The sequence below is a fragment of the Microbacterium sp. ARD31 genome, assembly GCF_031844425.1.
The window spans coordinates 1-21,436 of sequence record NZ_JAUZVE010000056.1 but is presented as its reverse complement, the minus strand read 5'-3'; the positions used below and the strand labels follow the sequence as shown (position 1 = coordinate 21,436).

The 21,436-nt window shown below is 72.8% G+C and carries 19 protein-coding genes; 9 read left to right on the top strand and 10 right to left on the bottom strand.

Annotated elements, in window-relative coordinates:
- Position 1 precedes the first annotated feature (1 nt).
- Both Q9S36_RS44995 and Q9S36_RS44990 read left to right on the top strand, forming a co-directional pair.
- A complete protein-coding gene (locus Q9S36_RS44995) occupies positions 2-976 on the top strand; it encodes a hypothetical protein (protein ID WP_311291266.1) in 975 nt (324 codons plus the stop codon).
- Positions 977-1,022: 46 nt separating this feature from the next.
- The gene (locus Q9S36_RS44990) at positions 1,023-2,816 is read left to right on the top strand and encodes a 3-hydroxybutyryl-CoA dehydrogenase (RefSeq protein WP_311291265.1); all 1,794 of its coding nucleotides are present in this window, start codon (positions 1,023-1,025) and stop codon (positions 2,814-2,816) included.
- A 36-nt stretch (positions 2,817-2,852) separates the two neighbouring features.
- Here Q9S36_RS44990 and Q9S36_RS44985 read toward each other — a convergent pair whose 3' ends face one another.
- The 3 genes from Q9S36_RS44985 to Q9S36_RS44975 form a co-directional block, all read right to left on the bottom strand.
- Positions 2,853-3,395 carry a hypothetical protein gene (locus Q9S36_RS44985; protein ID WP_311291264.1) on the bottom strand — a complete coding sequence of 181 codons (543 nt, stop codon included), beginning with the start codon at positions 3,393-3,395 and terminating at the stop codon, positions 2,853-2,855.
- Between the two features lie 91 nt (positions 3,396-3,486).
- Complete coding sequence (locus Q9S36_RS44980) at positions 3,487-3,948, bottom strand: VOC family protein (protein ID WP_311291263.1); 462 nt, start codon at positions 3,946-3,948, stop codon at positions 3,487-3,489.
- 45 nt (positions 3,949-3,993) lie between these two features.
- A complete protein-coding gene (locus Q9S36_RS44975; protein WP_311291262.1) occupies positions 3,994-6,420 on the bottom strand; it encodes a LuxR C-terminal-related transcriptional regulator in 2,427 nt (808 codons plus the stop codon).
- A 225-nt stretch (positions 6,421-6,645) separates the two neighbouring features.
- On the opposite strand from Q9S36_RS44975, the gene Q9S36_RS44970 reads away from it, so the two are divergent.
- Positions 6,646-7,416, top strand: a complete 771-nt coding sequence (locus Q9S36_RS44970) for a hypothetical protein (RefSeq protein ID WP_311291261.1) — start codon at positions 6,646-6,648, stop codon at positions 7,414-7,416.
- 43 nt (positions 7,417-7,459) lie between these two features.
- The gene (locus Q9S36_RS44965) at positions 7,460-8,230 is read left to right on the top strand and encodes an alpha/beta fold hydrolase (protein WP_311291260.1); all 771 of its coding nucleotides are present in this window, start codon (positions 7,460-7,462) and stop codon (positions 8,228-8,230) included.
- 12 nt (positions 8,231-8,242) lie between these two features.
- Here the strand turns inward: Q9S36_RS44965 and Q9S36_RS44960 are convergent, their stop codons facing one another.
- Positions 8,243-8,779, bottom strand: coding sequence for a CGNR zinc finger domain-containing protein (locus tag Q9S36_RS44960; protein ID WP_311291259.1), 537 nt, complete (start codon positions 8,777-8,779; stop codon positions 8,243-8,245).
- 47 nt (positions 8,780-8,826) lie between these two features.
- Between Q9S36_RS44960 and Q9S36_RS44955 the strand changes: the two genes are divergently transcribed.
- A complete protein-coding gene (locus Q9S36_RS44955; protein WP_311291258.1) occupies positions 8,827-9,828 on the top strand; it encodes an EamA family transporter in 1,002 nt (333 codons plus the stop codon).
- On the opposite strand, the gene Q9S36_RS44950 is transcribed toward Q9S36_RS44955, so the two are convergent.
- The 5 genes from Q9S36_RS44950 to Q9S36_RS44930 all read right to left on the bottom strand — a co-directional run bounded on the left by Q9S36_RS44950 (position 9,806) and on the right by Q9S36_RS44930 (position 15,473).
- The gene (locus Q9S36_RS44950) at positions 9,806-11,092 is read right to left on the bottom strand and encodes an AI-2E family transporter (RefSeq protein ID WP_311291257.1); all 1,287 of its coding nucleotides are present in this window, start codon (positions 11,090-11,092) and stop codon (positions 9,806-9,808) included. The genes Q9S36_RS44955 and Q9S36_RS44950 overlap by 23 nt on opposite strands.
- 53 nt (positions 11,093-11,145) lie before the next feature.
- Entirely contained in the window at positions 11,146-12,600 is a 1,455-nt protein-coding gene (locus tag Q9S36_RS44945) for a hypothetical protein (RefSeq protein ID WP_311291256.1), read from the bottom strand.
- A gap of 138 nt (positions 12,601-12,738) precedes the next feature.
- Positions 12,739-14,079, bottom strand: coding sequence for a crotonyl-CoA carboxylase/reductase (ccrA, locus tag Q9S36_RS44940; RefSeq protein WP_311291255.1), 1,341 nt, complete (start codon positions 14,077-14,079; stop codon positions 12,739-12,741).
- 99 nt (positions 14,080-14,178) lie between these two features.
- Positions 14,179-14,631, bottom strand: coding sequence for a methylmalonyl-CoA epimerase (mce, locus tag Q9S36_RS44935; RefSeq protein WP_311291254.1), 453 nt, complete (start codon positions 14,629-14,631; stop codon positions 14,179-14,181).
- An 86-nt stretch (positions 14,632-14,717) separates the two neighbouring features.
- Positions 14,718-15,473 carry a LamG-like jellyroll fold domain-containing protein gene (locus tag Q9S36_RS44930; RefSeq protein ID WP_311291253.1) on the bottom strand — a complete coding sequence of 252 codons (756 nt, stop codon included), beginning with the start codon at positions 15,471-15,473 and terminating at the stop codon, positions 14,718-14,720.
- A 268-nt stretch (positions 15,474-15,741) separates the two neighbouring features.
- Here Q9S36_RS44930 and Q9S36_RS44925 point away from each other — a divergent pair, with 268 nt between their 5' ends.
- Positions 15,742-16,923 carry an acetyl-CoA C-acetyltransferase gene (locus tag Q9S36_RS44925; RefSeq protein WP_311291252.1) on the top strand — a complete coding sequence of 394 codons (1,182 nt, stop codon included), beginning with the start codon at positions 15,742-15,744 and terminating at the stop codon, positions 16,921-16,923.
- An 8-nt stretch (positions 16,924-16,931) separates the two neighbouring features.
- On the top strand, positions 16,932-17,900 hold the full coding sequence (gene meaB, locus Q9S36_RS44920) for a methylmalonyl Co-A mutase-associated GTPase MeaB (RefSeq protein ID WP_311291251.1): 969 nt from the start codon (positions 16,932-16,934) through the stop codon (positions 17,898-17,900).
- On the opposite strand, the gene Q9S36_RS44915 is transcribed toward meaB, so the two are convergent.
- On the bottom strand, positions 17,891-18,439 hold the full coding sequence (locus tag Q9S36_RS44915) for a hypothetical protein (protein WP_311291250.1): 549 nt from the start codon (positions 18,437-18,439) through the stop codon (positions 17,891-17,893). The genes meaB and Q9S36_RS44915 overlap by 10 nt on opposite strands.
- A gap of 129 nt (positions 18,440-18,568) precedes the next feature.
- Between Q9S36_RS44915 and Q9S36_RS44910 the strand changes: the two genes are divergently transcribed.
- Together Q9S36_RS44910 and Q9S36_RS44905 are read left to right on the top strand one after the other, a co-directional pair.
- Positions 18,569-19,204, top strand: coding sequence for a TetR/AcrR family transcriptional regulator (locus Q9S36_RS44910; RefSeq protein WP_311291249.1), 636 nt, complete (start codon positions 18,569-18,571; stop codon positions 19,202-19,204).
- Between the two features lies 1 nt (position 19,205).
- Positions 19,206-21,436 (top strand): MMPL family transporter (locus Q9S36_RS44905; RefSeq protein WP_311291248.1); only part of this gene is annotated, 2,231 nt, incomplete at its 3' end.

Sequence of the window (21,436 nt, the reverse complement as noted above, 5' to 3'; positions counted from 1 at the left end):
CGTGACCGACCACGCAGTACGCCCCGCGCGCCAGCGAGACATCGCGCAGCTCGGCCTCGACCCGGCGCCCGACCACCCGGGCTTCGTGATGGTCGCGGGGGACCCGCCGGTGGGCCACGTGCGCGTCGACCTGCTCGACGGGCACGCGCACCTGCACGAGGTCGTCGTCGGGGTGGACCTCGACGGCAGCACCACGCGGGCGTTGGTGGAGGCGGCCTGCGAGCGGCTGTCCGTGCGCGGGCACGGCCAGGTGACCGCGTCGCCGTACGCCGGTCCGGAGGCCGGCGCCTACGCCGCGCTGGGGTTCGCGGAGATCGCCTCGGGGGAGCCGCTGCCGCGACCGCTCGAGCGGGTCCGCGAGCAGCCCGGCCGCACGCTGGTGCGGAGGGTCCTGAGGACGCACCGCAGCACCGACGACCTGACCGCCTTCCTCCCGGACGTGGACCGCTCACCGCGCGACGTGGGCGTGCTGCGCGCCGTGGTCCGGCGACCCGCGCCCGGGCAGCGCGAGGTGCTGGAGGTCGGCCACCTCGACGTCACCGAGGGCCTGGTCGGCGACACCTGGGCCGTGCGGGGCAGCCGGCGCACGCCGGACGGCTCGGCGCACCCCGACATGCAGCTCAACCTGATGAACCACCGGCTCGTGGAGTTCCTGGCGCAGGACCCCGAGCGCGAGCCGCTGGCGGGCGACCAGATGTTCCTCGACCTCGACCTCTCCCACGACAACCTGCCCGCGTGGAGCGAGCTCCACATCGGTGGCCCCGACGGGGCGGTCATCGTGGTGACCGACCAGCCCCACACCGGCTGCGGCAAGTTCATCGCCCGCTTCGGCAAGGACGCGCTGGCCTTCGTCAACGGTCCCGAGGGCAAGCCGCGACGACTGCGCGGGCTGTGCGCGAAGGTGGTCCGTCCCGGCCCGGTGCGCCCGGGGGACGAGGTCGTCGTCGTACGCCCTCCCGAGCCGTCCGGGACGTGACGGTTGCCACACCCGCACGGGCGAGGAGGCGTGGGAGCATGCGTCCATGACTGAGGAGACTTCCCGCGAGTTCACCACCGTCGGCGTGATCGGCCTGGGCACCATGGGCGCCGGCATCGCCGAGGTCTTCGCCCGCAACGGCTACGACGTGATCGGCGTCGAGGTCAACGAGGCGGCGCTCGAGCGGGGACGCCAGCACCTCGAGCACTCCACCGGCCGAGCGGTGAAGCGCGAGAAGATGACCGAGGAGCAGCAGGCCGAGCTCCTCGGCCGGATCACCCTCACCACCGCGATGGAGGACCTGGCGAAGGCCGATCTCGTCGTCGAGGCCGTCGTCGAGTCGCTCGAGGTCAAGAAGGCGATCTTCCGGACGCTGGACGACATCGTCCGCCCGGACGCCGTGCTGGCCACGAACACCTCGTCGTTGAGCGTCACCGAGATCTCCACCGCCAACGCCAAGCCCGGGCGCGTGGTCGGCGTCCACTTCTTCAACCCCGCGCCGGTGCAGAACCTCGTCGAGATCGTGCGCACGGTCGTCACCGAGCCGGAGGTCCTCGCCCGGGTGCAGGGCCTGCTGCGCGACCTCGGGAAGAACCCGGTCGTCTGCGGCGACAAGGCCGGGTTCATCGCCAACACGCTGCTGTTCGGCTACCTCAACCACGCCGTGTCGATGTACGAGGGCAAGTACGCCTCCCGCGAGGACATCGACGCCGCCATGCGGTTCGGCTGCGGCTACCCGATGGGCCCGCTGGCCCTGCTCGACCTGATCGGGCTCGACACCGCCTACGAGATCCTCGACACGATGTACAAGCAGGGACGCGACCGCCTCCACGCCCCGGCACCCATCCTCAAGCAGTACGTCACCGCCGGCCTCCTGGGTCGCAAGTCCGGGCGCGGCTTCTACACCTACGAGGCCCCCGACTCGCCGGTCGTGGTGGCCGACGCGCACACCCCGAGCGAGGACGACAAGCCCCAGCTGCACCACGACATCTCGCTCGTCGGCGTCGTCGGCACCGGGACCATGGCCTGCGGCATCGTCGAGGTCTTCGCCAAGGCGGGCTACGACGTGCTGTTCACCGGTCGGGGCCAGGACAAGGTCGACGGCGTGCTCGCGACGATCACGAAGAACTTCGACAAGCAGATCCAGCGCGGCCGGGCGACCGAGGAGCAGAAGGCCGAGGTGCTCGGCCGGGTGCGCGGCACGACGTCGCTCGACGACCTCAGGGACGTCGACATCGTCGTCGAGGCGATCGCCGAGGACCTCGCGATCAAGACGACCCTGTTCGAGAACCTCGACGAGATCTGCAAGCCGGGGGCGATCCTGGCGACCACCACCTCTTCGCTGCCCATCATCGCGATGGCCAAGGTGACCAAGCGTCCGCAGGACGTCATCGGCATGCACTTCTTCAACCCGGCGGCGATCATGAAGCTGGTCGAGGTGGTCTCCACCGTCGCCACCGACGAGTCGGTGACCGAGAGCGTCCTGGCGCTGTGCGACCGGGTCGGCAAGGTGGCGGTGAGGTGCGGCGACCGGTCCGGCTTCATCGTCAACGCCCTGCTCTTCCCCTACCTCAACGACGCCGTGAAGATGCTCGAGGCGCACTACGCGACGGCCGACGACATCGACACCGCGATGAAGCAGGGCTGCGCGCTGCCGATGGGACCCTTCGAGCTGCTCGACGTGGTGGGCAACGACGTCTCCCTCGCGATCCAGCGCGAGCTCTACCTCGAGTTCCGCGAGCCCGGCTTCGCACCGGCTCCGCTGCTCGAGCACCTGGTGACGGCGGGCTACCTCGGCCGCAAGACCGGGCGGGGCTTCCGCGACTACAGCGCGCGCTGAGGCCGGGCAGGCTGTCGAGAGCCCACCCCGGGGCGGTCAGACACCCGTCGTGATCGTGCGGCTCACCGAGGTCGCCTGTGGTGAGGTCGCCGAGGCGGTGAGGGTGGTGCTCGTCGTGGCCACGCTGGTGCGCTTGACGTGGAAGAGCAGCTCCGACGTCGACTGGGTGGTGTTGTCGAGCCTGCCGGTCCACGTGAACGTGTAGGTGTACGCGCCGTTGGCGGGACCGCTGACCGGGCCGGCGGCCCAGCCGGTGCCGGACACGGAGACGGGCTTGCCGCCCGCGGCGACGGTGGTGGGGAACGACACGGTCACGGTGATGCTGGTGACGGCGGGAGCGGACGCCGTCCACTCGCGCCGGACCTGGACCTTGGTCTCGATCCGGGAGGGCGTGCCGGCGCCGGTGTAGGCGGCGCCGTAGGACGTGAAGGTGTCGATGGCGAGCCGTGCCGCGGCGGAGGCGGCGTAGGCCGGGGCGGTGCCCACCGCGACGACCACGGGCGCCGTCCACGCGGCTCCGAGCAGGGCCCGGCGCGACGGCGCGGGCACGCGCGGCTCCTGGGCGGCGAGGTCTGTCATCCGGTGCGGGTCCTTCTCCTGCGGCGAGCGCTCGACGGCTCTCCTCGAGTAAAGCACGGGCTTCGCTGCCCGTGATCGGACCAGGTCGAGCTCAGTCCAGGCAGAACTCGTTGCCCTCGGGGTCGGCCATCACGAGGTGGCCGGCCGTCATCGGCGGGGCGGGCTCGTGCCTCTCGACGCGGGTGGCGCCGAGGGCGACCAGGCGCTCGGCCTCGGCCTCGAGCGCCGCCATCCGCTCCTCGCCCTGCAGCCCCGGGGCGGCCCGCAGGTCGAGGTGCACGCGGTTCTTGGCGGTCTTGCCCTCCGGCACCCGCTGGAAGAACAACCGCGGGCCGTCGCCGTCGGGGTCCTCGGCCGCAGAGGCGGAGTTCCACTCCGACTCCGGGACCCCGACCTCGCCGAGGAAGGCGTGCCAGGCGTCGAAGGGGTCCTGGCCCGGCTCGAGCTCGCGCCCGGGCGGTGGTGGGTTGACGTAGCCCATCGCGTCGGCCCAGAAGCGGGAGAGCGACTGCGGGTCGTGGGCGTCGAAGGTGACCTGGATCGTCCGGCTCATGCCCTCATCATGCGCACGGACCACCGACAGTGGGCCGCCGAGCCGTCAGAGCCGCTGCGACTGCTCCATCACCAGCGCCGCCAGCCGCGCCCGCGTGTTGATGTCGAGCTTGCGGTAGATGTGCGTGAGGTGCGCGTCGACGGTCCGGGGGGAGACGAAGAGCTCCTCGGCGATCTTGCGGCTGGTCAGGCCGTGGGCCACCCGCTCCGCGACCTGCCGCTCGGCTGCGGTCAGGGCGTCCAGCACGGAGGGCGGTGCGGTCGCCGGCCGGTTGAACACCGCGGTGATCAGCGGCACCGCCGCGGCGGACAGGTCGTCGCCGTCGAGCCAGTCCGCCGGCGCGCTCCCTGCGGGGGCGACGTCGTAGTCGGCGGAGTAGCCCCAGCGGACCGCCATCCGCGGCGTGCGGAGGGCGAAGGCGGCCGCGGCCAGTGCGCGCGCCTCGGGCAGCTCGCGTGCGCGGGCCACGCCGGCGAGGCCGTCGAGCACGTCGGCCGCCCGCAACGGCAGGCGCATCGTGCGGCACTGGTCGAGCGCGGTGAGGTACGTCGTCGTGGCCTGGTCGAGGTCGCCCAGCTCGACCAGTGCGCGGCCGAGGAGCAGCCGCGCCTCGACACCGTCGCGACCCAGTCGGGCGGAGTCGGCGAGGGCCACGACGTCGGCGGCCAGGCCCGCGGCCTGCCGGGCCTCGCCCCCGGTCAGCAGGTCGCGACCGTCCTGGGCCAGCACGGGGAGGCGGACGGCCCAGGGGAGGGTCTCGCGGACGACCTCCGTGGGCTGCCAGGACGGGTCGAGCGCGCGCAGCAGGGTCTCGGCGAGCAGGCCGACCCGGTCCTCGGCCAGCTCGCGCGCCTCCGCCACCACGGCCCTGGTCGCCGCGACCGCCTCGGCGATGCGCCCCTGCTCCAGCGCGATGCGGGCCAGGAGGGTGCGTGCGGAGAGGTCGATCCAGCGCTCGTCCCGGCTCGTCCGGGCGGTCATCGCCTCGCCCGCGGCCTTCGTCGCCTCGGCGAAGCGGCCCTGCGAGGTGTAGAGGTCGGCCAGGGTGCGGGTGGCCTGGCGGCGCATCGACCCCTCGGGGTCGAGCTCGATGGCGCGCAGCGCCTCGCTCTCGGCGCGCGCGAGGTCGCCCGCGTCGAGGTGCATCTCGGCGCGGATCGACGCGGTCTTGGCCAGCTGCTCCTCGGGGCGCGGCGCCGACGACGCGTGCTGGTCGGCCCGGTCGAGCAGCCACAGGCCCTCGTAGGTGCCGCGCATCTCCGAGGCGGCGATCCCGGCGCGCCGCGCCATCTGCGCGCCGATGCCCGGCGGGCCGTCGCCGCTGGCGAGGACACCTTCCATGATCTCGACCGCCTCGCGGGTGCGCATCGAGGTGTAGAGCGAGGAGTAGATCCGGTTGGCGACGTGGTAGCCCTCGTCGCGCGTCTCCGGCCGGGAGCACGCGGTCAGCACCGCGTGCCGCATGGCCGGGAGGTCGCGCAACCACTCCGCGTCGGCGGCGCCGAAGTTGTCGTGCTCGGGCGCGTTGCGCTGCGCCCACCGCAGCAGGCCCCCCTCGACGGCGTCGGCGTCGTCGGGGTGCGCCAGCACCCGGGCGCGGCCCCGGATCGGGGAGAGCATGTCGAAGCGCCCCTGGTGGTCGACCTCCAGGAGGCTGCGGCGGACCAGCCCGCCGGCCAGCTCGGCGGCCTCGGCGACGGGGAGGTCGAGCACCTCGGCGAGCACGCCGAGCCCGACCGGGAAGTCGAGCAGGCCGATCCGGCGCAGCGCGGTGGCGCTGGCGTCGTCGAGGAGGTCGTGCGCCGAGTCGACCGCCTGGTCGAGGCTCACGGTCGACATCGCGTTGCTCAGCCCGACCAGGGCCGACTGCACCGCGACCTGCTCGATCAGGAGCGGGAGGCCGCCGGTGGCGCTGAGGAGGCGTCGTACCTCGTGGGCCTGGGCGGCGAGGTCGACCTGCTGGCCGCCCGCGGCGCGGATGCGGCGCAGGAACAGCTCGACGGCCGGTCCCTCGAGGGGCGAGCGCGGGGTGGGCACCGGCAGCGGCCCGACGCGCACGACGGACTCGTAGGGCTCGCCCGCCGTGGTCCGGGCCGTCACCACGACGCGCGCGTCGCTCGTGCTCTCCAGCACCGCCTGCAGCACCGGGCCGGCGCCCGTCGCGTCGAGGTCGAGGCCGTCCAGGACCAGCAGCGTGTCGTGACCGTCCACCGCGCGCCCCAGCGCGCCCGTCAGCGAGTCGCCCGGCGCCGTCTCCGACTCCAGGCTCTCCAGGGCCGCGACCAGCACGTCGTCGATCGTGTGCAGGTTGCGCGCGTCGACCCACGACGCCGGGGTGGCCTCGGCGACGTGGCGCACGAGGAGCGTCTTGCCGCTGCCGGGCGGCCCGACCACGGTGACCCAGCGCGACTCCTCGATCGCCTCGCTCAACGCGCGCTGGACGTCGTCACGACCGAGGCACGGGGACAGCACGAGGCTGAATCTATCGGCTTACGTAGGAGAGATACGTACTACTACGGATGCCGGTCCCTGCCGTTTCGCGGGAATCTTCTCTCACGCCGGGAGCGGCGGGACCGCACAGGGGAGGGTCCCGCTGCCCGGCCGCTTCTCGAGAGCAGGTCGCACGTCGTCGGGGGTCGGCGCGCGACCTGCTCTTCGCGTACGGCGGTGGTTGTCGCCGCTGCGTAGGCTGTCGGCATGGAAATCGTCCTCCTGCTGCTCGTCCTCGGCGGTCTCACCGCGGTCGCGGTGGCGGCCGGCAGGTCGGGCAAGAAGCGCGAGCTGGCACGCGCCGAGGCCGAGGTGGCGCCGGTCAAGAAGCTCGCCGAGGAGGACGTGACCGCGCTCGGCGTGGAGCTCCAGGACCTCGACATCGACCTCGCCGGCCAGCAGCTCGACCCCGGCGCCAACGCCGACTACCAGCGCGCGCTCGACGCCTACGAGTCGGCCAAGGTGGCGGCCGCCGGCCTCACCCGGGCCGAGGACGTCAAGCACGTCACCGAGATCCTCGAGGACGGCCGCTACGCGATGGCGTGCGTGCGCGCCCGGGTGGCGGGCGAGCCGCTGCCGCAGCGGCGACCGCCGTGCTTCTTCGACCCCCGCCACGGCCTGTCGGTCGCCGATGTCCCGTGGACGCCGCCGGGCGGCACGTCACGCGACGTGCCCGCCTGCGCCCTCGACGTCGAGCGGGTCCGCGCCGGCGCCGAGCCCGACATCCGCAAGGTGATGGTCGGGTCCCGCCGGGTGCCCTACTGGCAGGGCGGCCGCGCCTACCAGCCCTACGCCGCGGGTTACTTCGGTGCCTTCAGCCCGATGGACTGGATGTTCATGGGCATGCTCTTCGGCGGCGGCTTCGACGGTCTCGGAGAGGGCATCGGTGCCATCGGCGAGGGCCTCGGCGACATGTTCGGTGGGATCGGCGACGGCATCGGCGGCATGTTCGACGGCTTCGACGGCTTCGACTTCTGACCGTGCGCGCGGGCCAACGCCCGGGCACTGCGAGGATGGTGCCGTGAGCCTGCACACCACGGTCCTCGGCGCCGACGGCCCGACCGTCGCCTTCTGCCACGGTCTCTTCGGCCAGGGCAAGAACTGGACCCAGATCGCCAAGGCCCTCAGCGCGGACCACCGCGTGGTCCTCGTCGACATGCCCAACCACGGTCGTTCCCCCTGGACGGAGACCTTCGACTACCTCGACCTGGCCGACCAGGTCGCCGAGACGTTGCGTCCGGAGGGCCCGGTCGCGCTCGTCGGTCACTCGATGGGCGGGAAGATCGCCATGTGCCTCGCGCTCAGGCACCCCGAGCTCGTCGAGCGGCTCGCCGTCGTCGACATCGCCCCCGTCGCCTACGACAGCGGCCGCGAGTTCGTCGGCTACATCGAGACCATGCGGGCGCTGGACCTGTCGACCATCGAGCGACGCGACGAGGCCGAGGAGGCGCTGCGCGAGGCGGTGCCCAACAGCGTGGTGCGCAGCTTCCTGCTGCAGAACCTGCGGCGCACCGACGACGGGTGGCACTGGCAGGTCAACCTCGACCTGCTGGGCGAGGAGATGGCAGGGCTCACCGGCTGGCCGTCCGAGGAGCTCGGCGAGGTGACGTACGACGGACCGGTGCTGTGGGTCGGTGGGGCCGACTCCGACTACATCACCGACGAGTCCGCGGTCGAGATGGACCGGCGGTTCCCGCGCAACCGGCGGGTGCTGGTCAAGGGTGCGGGGCACTGGGTGCACTCCGAGCAGCCGCAGGTCTTCCTCGAGGTGATGAAGCGCTTCCTGCCCTGAGCCCGTGACGGCTCAGGAGCGCTGGCGGGCGCGGTAGGCCGCGACGGCCTCGCGGTTGCCGCAGGTGGTCGAGCAGTAGCGGCGCGACCGGTTGCGCGACAGGTCCAGCACGACGTCCTCGCAGTCGTCGGCCGCACAGGTGGCGAGCCGCGACATCTCGTCCGCGCGGATGACGTCGACCATCGCCATCGCGGTCTCCACCACGACGCGCTCCTCCAGGGGCCGGTCCGGGTCGACGGCGTGCAGGTGCCAGTCCCAGTGGTCGTGGCGCTGGAGCTGGGGGAGCGCCCGGGACCGCGCCAGCATGCGGTTCACGATCTCGGCGGCCTCGTCCCGCTCCGCCAGCAGCAGGCTCCGCAGCGCGGGGCGGAGACGTCGTACGGCGTCGAGCTCGGCGGGCGTGGCGTCGTGACGTCCGGTGTAGGACCACCCCACGAGGAACGCCGTCAGGTCGTCCACCGACCCCAGCGGCTGGCCCGGCTCGTCCGTGGAGTTCGCCAGTGCCACGGCGGCCTGGAGCGCCGCGTCGGTGTCATCTGTGAAAAGCACGTTGACACATTACACCAGCGAGTCCTAGTGTCATGACCGTGAGCGCTATGACCCATGACACCTCGTCGCGTACCGCTGCCGGGCTGGGCCTGGCGGTCGCCTCCGCCACGTCCTTCGGGCTGTCGGGGGCGCTGGCCCGCGGCCTGCTCGACACCGGGTGGAGCGCTGGGGCGACGGTGGGCCTGCGGATCGCGATCGCCGCACTGGTCCTCGTCGTCCCGGGCGCGCTCGCGCTCCGGGGCCGCTGGCACCTGGTGCGCGACAACGCCGGGATCGTCGTGGTCTACGGCCTGGCGGCGGTGGCCGGCGCGCAGCTGTGCTACTTCTACGCCGTCACCTACATGCAGGTCAGCGTGGCCCTGCTGCTCGAGTACACCGCTCCGGTGGCGGTCGTGGTGTGGCTCTGGCTGCGCCACGGGCACCGCCCCTCCGCGCTCACCCTGCTCGGGGCGGCGATCGCCGCGGCCGGCCTGGTGCTGGTGCTCGACGTGGTCTCGGGTGCGGAGCTGAGCACGGCCGGTGTGCTGTGGGCGCTCGGCGCGATGGTCGGCGCGGCGACGTACTTCGTCATCTCCGCCGACGAGGACAACGGACTGCCAGGCATCTCCCTGGCCGCCGGCGGGCTGCTGGTCGGCGGCGCGGTCCTGCTGGTGGCGGGTGCGACCGGGCTCCTGCCCTTCCACGCCTCCACGGCGGACGCTGTCTACGACGGCCGTGCGGTGGTGTGGTGGGTGCCCGTCATCGCGCTGGGCCTGGTCACCGCGGCGTTCTCCTACGTCACCGGCATCGCGGCCGGGCGCCGCCTCGGCAGCCGGCTGGCGTCGTTCGTCGCGCTCGGTGAGGTGCTGGCTGCGGTCGTGTGGGCCTGGCTGCTCCTCGGCGAGCTGCCGCGCCCGGTGCAGCTCGCTGGCGGCCTGCTGGTGCTCGCCGGCGTCGTCGTGGTCAAGCTCGGGGAGGGGCGCGCCGGACTCGTCGTCGAGCCGCTGCCCGAGGACCGTGGCGCGGACGAGGGCAGCTCGCCGAGCCTCAGCGGGCGTCCTGGCGCTTGAGGAACACCTCACGGTGCAGCAGGAGGAGCGCGGCCGCGGTCGGCACGGCCAGCAGTGCGCCGATCACGCCCATCAGCGAGCCGCCCACGAGCGCCGCCACCACGGTCACCGAGCCCGGCAGGTCGACCGACTTCTTCATGATCCTGGGGTAGATGACGTAGGACTCGAACTGCTGGTAGGCGAGGTAGTAGACCAAGGTGACCAGGGCGACCGTCGGTGAGACGGTCAGCCCGAGCAACGTCATGATCGCTCCGGACACGAAGGCGCCGACGATCGGGATGAGCGAGAACAGGCCGACCACGAAGGCCAGCGCGAAGGCGTATTCGCCCAGTCCCACGACGAACGAGAAGAGCAGCGTGCTGACCCCGGCGCAGGACGCGACGAGGAAGGCTCCGGCGACGTAGGCGCCCGTGGACCGGATGATGCGGTCACCGAGATCGCTCACGCGGGGCCGCCTCGAGGCGGGCGCCAGCGAGTAGGCGGCGTGCTTGATGCTCGGCAGCGACGCGAGGAAGTAGATCATCAGCACGAGCACGATGAGGCTGTTGGTGACGACGCTGAGCACCTTCAGGCCGAATCCCAGCGCCCCGCCGAAGATGCGCTGCCCGAAGTCGCCGTTCTGGATGTAGTCGCGGATCTTCGCGATGACGTCGTACTTGTCGTCGAGCTTCTGCACCTGGCTGTTGGCCTGGAGGTCGTCGAGCCACCCGGGTGCGTTGCGGGTGATCTGCGCGATCTGGTCACTGATCACCGGTGCCACGGCGACGACGAAGAGCGCCAGGACGCTGATCACCACGACGAGCACCAGCAGCACGGACAGGCCGCGCCGGATGCCGCGGCGCATGAAGAACTCCACCACCGGGTTGAGCCCGATCGCGAGGAACATCGACATCACCAGCAGCACCAGGACCGAGGAGATGCTCAGCAGCTGCTGGGACAGGAACACCGCGACGAGCGCGCCCAGCGCGCCGAAGAAGCCGATGTTGAAGGGGGAGTGCCGCAGCAGCTGGGACGGCTGCGTCGTGGCCTCCACGGGGACGTACGGCGCCGGCGTCTCCTCGTCGACGACGAGGTCGGTCGCGTCGTCGATCTTCTCCGCGATGTCGGCCGCCGAGCGCGCGGACTCCTCGGCCGACTCGGCCGCCGCCTCCGCGCGATCGGCGTGGTCGCTGGCCTGCTCGACGACCTCCTGCGCCACCTCCTGCACGGCACCGGGCGAGGTCGCGCCGCCGGCGTCGGCGCGCGCCTGGACGGCGGCGGCCACCTCGGGCTCGGCGTCGCGAGGCGCCAGGGCCTCCCGCAGCCGGGACCGCCAGCTCAGGACTCGTCCTCGCCGAAGCCGGCCACCACGTCGCGCAGCGCGCCGAGCTGGGCGGTGATGGCGTCGCGGCGCTTGGCCACCCGCTCGACCTCGGCCTGGATGTTGGCCAGCTCACGCTCGGCCTCGGCCTGCCGGGTCGCGTTGATGGAGTCGGCCTGGGTGCGTGCGGACGCGACGATCTGCTCGGCCTCGCGCCGCGCCCGGCTGAGGAGGCCCTCGGCCTCGCTCTGCGCCTGGGAGCGGTGCGTGTTGGCCTGGGCGGTCGCCTCGCGGGCCCGCTGCTCCGCGGCGCTGGCGCGGGCCTCGGCCTCGGCGACGAGGCGCTGCGTCTCGGCGGTGGCATTGCTGTGGTGCTCGGCCGCCTCCCGGGCCAGGCGCTCCTTCTCCACCGCGAGCGTGCGGCGGGCCTCCTGGACCTCGCGGTCCGCGGCGGCGCGCGCCTGCTCGGCCTCACGGGTGGCCGTGGTGCGCATCTCGTTGGTCTCCTGCTGCGCAGCGAGGCGGAGCTGGTCGGCCTCACGCTTGGCGGCGGCGAGGAGGTCGGCCGCCTCCGCCTTGGCCAGGGAGCGCTCGGTCTCGGCGTCGGCGGTGAGCCGCGCGCGCATCTCCTCGAGCTCCTTGAGCTGGACCATCCGCATGTCGTCGGCCTCGCGCGCGGCGTCGGCACGGATGCTCTCGGCGTCGCGGCTGGCCGCCCGGCGGATCTCCTCGGCGTCGCGCCGTGCGGCCGTGCGCACGTCGTTGGCCTCGTCCTCGGCGAGCTTGAGCATCGAGGTGGCGCGCCCGCCGAGACCTGCGTAGGTCGGGTTCGCGTTCTCCTCGAGCTCGGCGCGCAGGCGGGTCAGCTCGGACTCGAGCTCGATCACCCGCTCCTCGCTGCTCGCCAGGCTGGTGGCGAGCCCCGACTTCTCCGACATCAGCTGGTGCACGCGCTGGTCGACCGCGGCCTTGTCGTAGCCACCACGCCGCACCTGCGGCAGCGGGGCCGCTGCCGGGACCGGCGGCGGCACCACGGGTCGCGTGGAGACAGGGGTCGGGGTCGGCTCCCGGCGCTGGGAGGCGGCCGGAGCCGAGGTCGGGACCGGGCCCGGGTCGGCGGTCGGTGCCGGCGGGGGGATGACGGGCGTCCGCCGGGTCGCCTCCAGGTCGGGGTCCGGCGTCGGGTCCGGCTTGCGGGCGGGTTCCCCGACCGGGGTCGCGGCCGGAACTGGGGCCGTCGTCGCGGCAGGCTTCTCGGCAGGCTCCTGGGCCGCCTTCGCGGGAGCCTTCGCCGGAGCCTTCGCCGGAGCCTTCGCCGGGGCCTTCGCGGGCGCCCCGGTCGACGCGGCCGCCCGCTTGCCCGCGGCCGCGGGTTCGTCCTTCGGCGTCACCGGGAGCACCTGCGTCTCCTCGGCCGAGTCGTCGGACGACTCCGGCTCGTCGAAGATGGACAGGCCCTGGTCGGAGCTCATGCTGCGACACCCACTCTCACGTCGTACGGACTGCGTCGGTGCCAGTCTCTCCGATGCCGCGGGACAAACACACCCCGGCTCGCGGGTGACCCGCGAACCGGGGTGTGAGCAGCCCCAGAAGGGCCCCGTAGGGGTGGGTCAGACGCCGCGGAACCGGTTGATCGCGGTTTCGTGCTTCGCGCGCATCTCGTGGTCGAGGACGCCGAGCCCCTCCTCCGGGGCGAGGCACAGCACGCCGACCTTGCCCTGGTGGGCGTTCTGGTGCACGTCGAGCGAGGCCTGCCCGACCTCGTCGAGCGTGTAGGTCCTCGACAGCGTCGGGTGGATCTTGCCCTTGGCGATGAGGCGGTTGGCCTCCCACGACTCGCGGTAGTTGGCGAAGTGGCTGGAGATGATCCGCTTGAGGTTCATCCACAGGTAGCGGTTGTCGTACTCGTGCATGTAGCCCGTGGTGGACGCGCAGGTGGTGATGGTGCCGCCCTTGCGGGTCACGAAGACCGACGCGCCGAACGTCTCGCGGCCGGGGTGCTCGAAGACGATGTCGATGTCCTCGCCACCGGTGAGCTCACGGATGCGGGCGCCGAACCGCTTCCACTCGCGCGGGTCCTGCTCGGTGCCCTCGTCGTTCCAGAACTTGTAGCCCTCCTCGGAGCGGTTGATGATCAGCTCCGCGCCCATGCTGCGGGCGATCTGGGCCTTCTCCTCGTTGGAGACCACGCACACCGGGGTCGCGCCGCCGTTGAGGGCGTACTGGGTCGCGAAGCCGCCGAGGCCGCCGGAGGCGCCCCAGATGAGGACGTTGTCGCCCTGCTTCATGTTGCCGCCGTTGGTGCTCACGAGCTGGCGGTACGCCGTGCAGTTCACGAGGCCGGGGGAGGCGGCCTCCTCCCAGGTGAGGTGCTCGGGCTTGGGCATCAGCTGGTTGGCCTTGACCATCGCCACGTCGGCCAGGCCGCCGAAGTTCGTCTCGAAGCCCCAGATCCGCTGCTCGGTGTCGAGCATCGTGTCGTTGTGGCCGTCGGGGCCCTCGAGCTCGACGGAGAGGCAGTGCGCGACGACCCGGTCGCCCGGCTTCCAGCGGGTCACGCCGGCGCCGACCTTGAGCACCACGCCGGACAGGTCGGAGCCGACCACGTGGTAGGGCAGGTCGTGCCGCTTGGTCAGCTCGGAGCTGCGGCCGTAGCGCTCGAGGAAGCCGAAGGTGGAGACGGGCTCGAAGATCGAGGTCCACACGGTGTTGTAGTTGATGGCGCTGGCCATCACGGCGACGAAGGCCTCGCCGGGTCCGAGCTCGGGGAGCGGGACGTCGTCGACGTGGAGGGACTTGCGCGGGTCCTTCTCCTTCGAGGTCAGGCCCTCGAACATGTCGACCTCGTCCTTCTTCACGAAGGCGGCGCGGTAGGACTCAGGCAGCTCGAGGCTGGCGAAGTCCTCCGAGGTGGCGTTCCCGGACTGGATGGCTTCGAGGATGTTCTGCACGGGTGTCTCCTGGGATCAGGTGAGGCATCGGTGGCACGATCGGGGTGGAAGATACCGGCGAGTAACCTCGCGCGGGTGGAGGTGTGAGATACCTCGCGCTCAGTGCGGGTCCGCGGCGGGCTCGACCAGCTCGACGAGCACCCCGCCGGCGTCCTTCGGGTGGATGAAGTTCACCCGGCTGTTGGAGGTGCCGCGCCTCGGGGCGTCGTACAGCAGGCGCAGCCCGCGCTCGCGCAGCACGCCCGCGACGTGCTCGACGTCGTCCACGCGGAAGGCGAGCTGCTGGATGCCCTGTCCGTTGCGATCGAGGAACTTCGCGATGGTGGACTCGGGGGAGAGGGGCGCGAGCAGCTGGATGCACGACCCGGAGTCGCCCACGCCGACCATGGCCTCGCGGACGCCCTGCTCCTCGTTCGTCTCCTCGTGGAGGACCTGCATGCCGTAGGCGTCGCGGTAGAACGCCATGGCCTCGTCGAGGTCGGGCACCGCGATGCCGACGTGGTCGATGGCGGTGAAGAGGTGGTGCACGTCAGCAGGCAGGTCCGGGGTCATGGAGCACATGGTGTACGACGCCGCGCCCGGGGGCGAGGGGGTGTGACGGTCGCCACTCCGGACACCCGTCCTGGAGTGGCTCGGGCTCAGCCCAGGGTGGCGGTGCGGTCGTAGGTCCCGAGCACGGCGGCGGCGTCGATGTCGCCGACGAAGCCGAGCGGGGTGGCGCACGGGCCGCTGTAGTCGCCGAGGTAGAAGTCGTCGCCGGTCGGCATGCCGTAGTAGACGCTCACCGGCGCCGCGACGGGGGACCCGACGATCCGGCCGTCGACGTAGAGGCGGATGGTCCCGCCGTCGAAGGCGCCCATCACGGTGTGCCAGGCGCCGTCCCAGATCCCCGCGCCGGCGTCGGCGGACAGGTGGACCCGGGTGCCGTCGGAGACGTAGAAGACCAGTCCACCGTCCGCGCCGGTGTAGAGGCCGTAGGAGGCGTTCTCGCACTGGAAGGCGCCCTTGGACATCAGGTAGCGGAAGCTGCCGGCGCCGGTGCTGCGGACCCGGGCCAGGACCGTGACGCCGTCGGGCTCCAGGCTCGGGGCGTCGGCCATGCGGACGCTCTGCGCCCCGTTGAAGCGCAGCGCGGACCGCTTGAAGAACAGCAGGCGGGGAAGGGCGACCCACGTGGGGTCGGCGGCGTCGGCGCCCGAGGTCGAGCCGAGCTGGCCACGGTTGCCGTTGAAGGACAGGTCGTAGGCGACCTGGCCGGTGCCCTCGTCGAGCAGCCACAGTCCCCCGAGGCCGCCGGCACGCGCGCTCGCCGGCGGTGCGGCCAGGACGGTGCCGAGCAGGGCAGCCGTGGCCAGCGCGACCGCGGCGGTCAGGGTGCGGCGGACTCGTGACATGACGTGCTCCTCGGTGACGACGTGTGGCCGGCCCCGAGGCCGCGTGCGCCCACCTCACCACCGGCGTGCCGGTCGGGGTGCGCCGCGCGGACGCGCTCCCTCAAATTGGTGAGCCCGTAGGGGTGTGTCGGTCGGTGCGGCACGGATGTGACGTGTGCCTCACGGGTGAATGGGCGTTCACCCCTGCCGGACCCCTCACGCTGGTGGGTATCGTCCGAAGCAGGCACCACGCCTGCCGGACCCACCCCGCACCGCCTGGAGGAGAACCATGACCACGTCCGTGATCGTCGCGGGGGCTCGCACCCCGATCGGCCGCCTGCTCGGCGGCCTCAAGGACCAGTCGGCGGCCGACCTCGGCGGCGTCGCCATCAAGGGCGCGCTGGACAAGGCGGGCGTGAGCGGCGACCAGGTCGACTACGTGATCATGGGCCAGGTCATCCAGGCCGGCGCCGGCCAGATCACCGCCCGCCAGGCCGCGGTCAAGGGCGGCATCCCGATGACCGTCCCCTCGATCACGATCAACAAGGTCTGCCTGTCGGGCATCAACGCCATCGCGATGGCCGACCAGCTGATCCGTGCCGGTGAGCACGAGATCGTCGTCGCCGGCGGCATGGAGTCGATGACCCAGGCGCCCCACCTGCTGCCGAAGAGCCGCGAGGGCTTCAAGTACGGCGACACCGCGCTGGTCGACTCGATGGCCTACGACGCCCTCTACGACCAGTTCACCGACCAGGCGATGATCAACCTGACCGAGGGCTGCAACGCCGCCGGCGCGAACCTGACCCGCGAGGAGCAGGACGCCTTCGCCGCCCAGTCGCACCAGCGCGCGGCCCTGGCCTGGAAGAACGGCCTGTTCGACGACGAGGTCGTCCCGGTCACCATCTCCACGCGCAAGGGCGACATCACCGTGGCTGAGGACGAGGGCGTGCGCGGTGACACCACCGTCGAGACCCTCGCCGGCCTGCGCCCGGTCAGCAAGGACGGCACCATCACCGCCGGGTCCGCCTCGCAGATCTCCGACGGTGCCTGCGCCGTGCTGGTGATGAGCAAGGCCAAGGCCGAGGAGCTCGGCCTCACCTGGATCGCCGAGATCGGCGCGTCCGGCCAGGTCGCCGGCCCCGACTCCTCGCTCCAGCTCCAGCCGGCCAACGCGATCGCCAAGGCAGCCGAGAAGGAGGGCATCGCGGTCTCCGAGATCGACCTCTTCGAGCTCAACGAGGCCTTCGCGGCCGTCGGCATCGAGTCGGCCCGTCAGCTCGGCGTGAGCGAGGACAAGGTCAACGTCAACGGCGGCGCCATCGCGCTGGGCCACCCGGTCGGGATGTCCGGCGCCCGGATCGTGCTGACCCTGGCCCTCGAGCTCAAGCGTCGCGGTGGCGGCGTCGGTGCGGCCGCGCTCTGCGGTGGCGGCGGCCAGGGCGACGCCCTGATCATCCGCGTCCCCGCCTGAGCGGGCCGATGGCGCGCGCGACCCGGCGGGGCCCCCTCGCGGTCCCCGACCTGGTCGCCCGCGCGCGCGAGGGCGACCCGGCCGCGGTCGCCCGGCTGATCACCCTGGTGGAGGACGCCTCCCCGCACCTGCGGGAGGTGATGTCCGCGCTGCGCGAGCACGTGGGCGGCGCCCACGTGCTCGGCATCACGGGTGCGCCCGGCGTCGGCAAGTCCACCTCGACGAACGCCCTCGTGGCGGCGCTGCGGCGGGCCGGCAAGCGGGTCGGGGTCCTCGCGATCGACCCGTCCTCACCGTTCTCCGGGGGTGCGCTCCTGGGTGACCGGGTGCGGATGGGTGACCACGCGCTCGACCGCGACGTCTACATCCGCTCCATGGGCGCCCGCGGCCACCTGGGCGGTCTCGCGTGGTCGACGCCGCAGGCCGTGCGCGTCCTCGACGCCGCCGGCTGCGACGTGGTGGTCGTCGAGACGGTCGGGGTGGGGCAGAGCGAGGTCGAGGTGGCCGGCCTGGCCGACACGACCCTGGTGCTGCTCGCGCCAGGCATGGGCGACGGCATCCAGGCGGCCAAGGCCGGGATCCTCGAGGTCGGCGACGTCTACGCGGTCAACAAGGCCGACCGCGAGGGCGCGGACCGCACGCGTCGCGAGCTGCGCACGATGCTCACCATGGCCGAACGTCGCGACGGCGCCTGGCGACCGCCCGTGCTGCAGACCGTGGCCAGCACCGGGCAGGGCATCGACGAGCTGCTGGGCGAGATCGACCGGCACGCCGCCTGGCTGGGGGAGTCCGGCGAGCTGGTGCGGCGTCGTACGGCACGGGCGCGGCGCGAGGTCGAGGCGATCGCGCTCGCCGCCCTGCGCGAGCGCTGGGGGCAGGCCGGCGGCGCGGCCGACCTGGACCGGCTCGCGTCACGGGTGGCGTCGGGCGACGTGGACCCCTACGCCGCCGCCGACGAGCTGCTCGCTCAGGACTGAGGCGCCAGGAGGCCGGCGAGCTCCGCGGCCGCGCGACGCGTGTGGGCGACCACGGGTGCCGCGTTGGCCTCGACGGCCGTGACCGCGAGGGCATGGGGACCCATCTCCGTGCCGGGGACCGGCGCGACGACGGTGTGCGTGTGGCCGGCGGAGAGGTGGACCGCGTCGGGCTCGGAGCCGTTCAGGGCGGCGGCCGCGCCGAGCAGCACGCCGGTGAGGTTCGAGGCGCGGTCCTCGTCGGACGACCCGAGTCCGTACGTCGCCACGGTCGCGCCCGCCGAGGTGCACAGCACCACCGAGGACACGCTCTCGAGCTCGCGGCACAGGGCCTTGACCACCGGGAGCCAGCTCTCCTGGACGCGCGTGGCCCAGGCGACGCGCACCCGCGCGAGGTCGAGCACCAGCCGGTCCGACTCGACCGGCCCGGTCGGACCGCCGGGGCTCACCGGGTGGGCGAGCCGTGCCGCCACCTGCTCGCGGCGGTGCTGGGAGACCCGGCCCGACCATGCGGAGCGACTGGGCGAGAGGAGCTCGGTCACGGGTGTTGCCTTCCTGTGGATGGCTTGTGGCCTGACGTGCCCGAACTGTAACCGCGCGTCGCGGCGGCCGAGGGGGATTCGCCGAACCGTGTTTGCACCACCGTGCAAAGTTGCACTAAGGTGCATCTCATGACCGTGCAGATCTCCGGCGCCCGCGAGCGCCGCAAGCTCGAGACGCGGGCCGCGCTCACCGCTGCGGCCATCCAGGTCCTCGCCGAGGAGGGGCTCGAGGCCCTGACCGCCGACCGGATCGCCGAGATCGCAGGCGTCTCGCGCCGGACGCTGTTCAACTACTTCGCCCGGGTCGAGGACGTCCTCACCGCGTCGCTGGAGGCGGCGACGCTGGAGACCATCGACGCCATCGTGGCCCGCCCCGCCGACGAGCCGCTGCGCGCGTCCGCGCTGGTCGTCCTCGAGGAGCTGGTCGACGGACCGGTGTTCGCCCAGGCGCGCGAGCTGGAGAGGGCCGCCGGGCGCTCCGCGGCGACGCGCCGCTTCCTGCTGGAGTTCGAGGACCGACAGCGTGAGGCCCTCGAGGAGGGGCTGCGGCGGCGGCTCGGCGAGGAGGCCGACCCCATCTACGTCGCCAGCCTCGCCGCAGCGTCGTTCGGCGCCCTGTGCGCCGTGACCCGGCTGGCAGTGGAGGCCTCGTCCGACGAGGCGGAGGCCGCCGAGCTCCACCGGACCTGGATCCGCCGCGCGATGGAGCACCTCTTCGCCGGCTTCGACGAGGCGGCCGCCGTGCGGCCCGGGACGGAGGACTGACGTGGCGACCCTGCTGCACCGGCTCGGGCTGTTCGCGGCCCGCCGCCCGATCGCCGTCCTGCTGGCGTGGGTGTTCGTGATGGCCGCCGCCGTCGGCGGGATGGCCGCCTTCTCGCGACCGCTCAGCAACGAGTTCGAGATCCCCGACAGCGAGTTCGGCCGCGTGCTCGACGAGCTCGGCCGTGAGATCCCGCAGGTCGCCGGCGGCACCGGCACGGTCGTGGTGCACAGCGCCGACGGCTTCACCGCCGAGCAGAAGGCGGCATTGCGCAACACCATGCAGGCATGGGAGGAGCTCCCGCACGTCACCGAGGTGATGGACCCGTTCGCGCTCCAGCGGCGCCTCGACGCCTCCGACGACGAGCTCCGTCGCGGGGAGCGCCGCCTGGTGAAGGGCCAGGAGCAGTACGACACCGGCCGCGCGCAGCTCATCGGCCTCGAGAACTACCTCGCCGACCACCCCAGCAAGGCGACGGCCGAGCTCGAGCAGCAGCTCGTCGACGGGCGGGCACGGCTCGCCGACGCCGAGGACGAGCTCACCGCCGGCTGGGACGCCTACCACGCGGGACGCGACCTGCGGTCCGCCGGCGAGGACGTGTCCTTCGTCAGCCGTGACGGCACGACCGCCCTCGTGCAGGTCCGTTTCGACACCCAGACCCAGGAGCTCGACCCGGCAGTGCTCGAGGCCGTCCCCGAGACGGGCGAGCAGCTCGCCGAGGCCGGGCTCGAGGCCGACTACGGCCAGGAGCTCACCATGGCCCGCGAGGTCGGCGGGATCGGTGAGGTCATCGGCGTCGCGGTCGCGGGCGTCGTGCTGCTGGTGATGCTCGGGTCCCTCGTGCTGGCCGGCCTCCCGCTGGCCATCGCGCTGGTGGGCGTCGGCGTGAGCCTGACCGCGGGCATCGCCACCACGCACTGGATCGACCTCCAGCAGATGGCCCCGGTGCTGGGCATGATGCTCGGCCTGGCCGTCGGCATCGACTACGCGCTCTTCATCGTCAACCGGCACCGCCGCCAGCTCGCCGCCCTCACCGCCGACGGCACCGAGCCGACGCGGGAGCAGCTGCGTGCCAGCGTCGCGCTGGCCACCGGCACGGCCGGCTCGGCGGTCGTGGTCGCCGGCACGACCGTGGTGATCGCGCTCGCTGCCCTCGCCGTGTCCGGCATCCCCACCCTGCTCCAGATGGGCCTGCTGGCTGCCTTCACGGTCGCCGTCACGGTGCTCGTCGCGCTCACCCTCACGCCCGCCCTGCTGTCGCTGGTCGGGCGGCGCGCCGTGCCGCGCCGGCGGCGCCGGCGCCCGGCGCCCCCCACCCACGACGGCTGGCCGCAGCGCTGGGTCGACGTGGTCACCCGTCGCCCGCGTGCGGCGACCGCAGTGGTCGCCCTGGTCATGCTGGTGCTCGCGCTCCCCGCGCTGTCGATGCGGCTCGGGCTGCCCGACGGCTCCTCCGAGCCGCAGGACTCGACCGCCTACCGGGCCTACGAGCGCGTGGCCGAGAGCTTCGGCCCCGGCAGCAACGGCCCGCTGCTGCTGGCCGCGGAGTACGACGCCCCGGTGGCTCAGGACGACCTCGTCGCCGAGCAGGCCGAGGTCGCCCGCGCGGTGCTCGCGGTGGACGACCGCGTCTCCGTGCTGCCCATCGGCACCAGCGAGGACCGTCGTACGGTCGCGTTCCAGGTCGTGCCCGCCGAGGGCCCGTCCGCCGAGTCGACCGTGGAGCTGGTCCAGGGCCTGCGCCGGCTCGCCGACGGTGACGCCGTGCGCGAGGGCTCCTGGCTCGACCTGCGCCAGGTGGTCGGCGACGCGAACCCGACGGGAGATCAGCTCCTCGGCGACGACGTCGAGCTGGGCCTGACCGGTGCCACGGTCGCCAACATCGAGGTCTCGGAACGGCTCGCCGGCGCGCTTCCTTTGTACCTGACCATGGTCATCGGGCTCTCGCTCGTGCTGCTGACGATCGTGTTCCGCTCGATCCTGGTGCCGCTCGTGGCGACCGCCGGCTTCCTGCTCTCGGTCGCGGCCAGTTTTGGTGCGATCGTCGCGGTCTACCAGTGGGGCTGGCTGGGCTCCGTGTTCGACGTGCACGACCCCTCGGCCGTGTTCAGCTTCATGCCCACGCTGCTGATCGGCATCCTCTTCGGGCTCGCCATGGACTACCAGATGTTCCTCGTGTCGGGCATGCACGAGGCCTACGTCCACGGCAGGGACGCGCGTACGGCGGTCCGCGA

Bases quoted from the DNA above. Each gene is read 5' to 3' on its own strand.
- Q9S36_RS44970 (WP_311291261.1), top strand. From the start codon at position 6,646: ATGGAAATCGTCCTCCTGCTGCTCGTCCTCGGCGGTCTCACCGCGGTC.
- Q9S36_RS44990 (WP_311291265.1), top strand. From the start codon at position 1,023: ATGACTGAGGAGACTTCCCGCGAGTTCACCACCGTCGGCGTGATCGGC.
- Q9S36_RS44985 (WP_311291264.1), bottom strand. From the start codon at position 3,395: ATGACAGACCTCGCCGCCCAGGAGCCGCGCGTGCCCGCGCCGTCGCGC.
- Q9S36_RS44980 (WP_311291263.1), bottom strand. From the start codon at position 3,948: ATGAGCCGGACGATCCAGGTCACCTTCGACGCCCACGACCCGCAGTCG.
- Q9S36_RS44955 (WP_311291258.1), top strand. From the start codon at position 8,827: ATGACCCATGACACCTCGTCGCGTACCGCTGCCGGGCTGGGCCTGGCG.
- Q9S36_RS44945 (WP_311291256.1), bottom strand. From the start codon at position 12,600: ATGAGCTCCGACCAGGGCCTGTCCATCTTCGACGAGCCGGAGTCGTCC.
- Q9S36_RS44925 (WP_311291252.1), top strand. From the start codon at position 15,742: ATGACCACGTCCGTGATCGTCGCGGGGGCTCGCACCCCGATCGGCCGC.
- meaB (WP_311291251.1), top strand. From the start codon at position 16,932: ATGGCGCGCGCGACCCGGCGGGGCCCCCTCGCGGTCCCCGACCTGGTC.
- Q9S36_RS44930 (WP_311291253.1), bottom strand. From the start codon at position 15,473: ATGTCACGAGTCCGCCGCACCCTGACCGCCGCGGTCGCGCTGGCCACG.
- Q9S36_RS44910 (WP_311291249.1), top strand. From the start codon at position 18,569: ATGACCGTGCAGATCTCCGGCGCCCGCGAGCGCCGCAAGCTCGAGACG.
- mce (WP_311291254.1), bottom strand. From the start codon at position 14,631: ATGACCCCGGACCTGCCTGCTGACGTGCACCACCTCTTCACCGCCATC.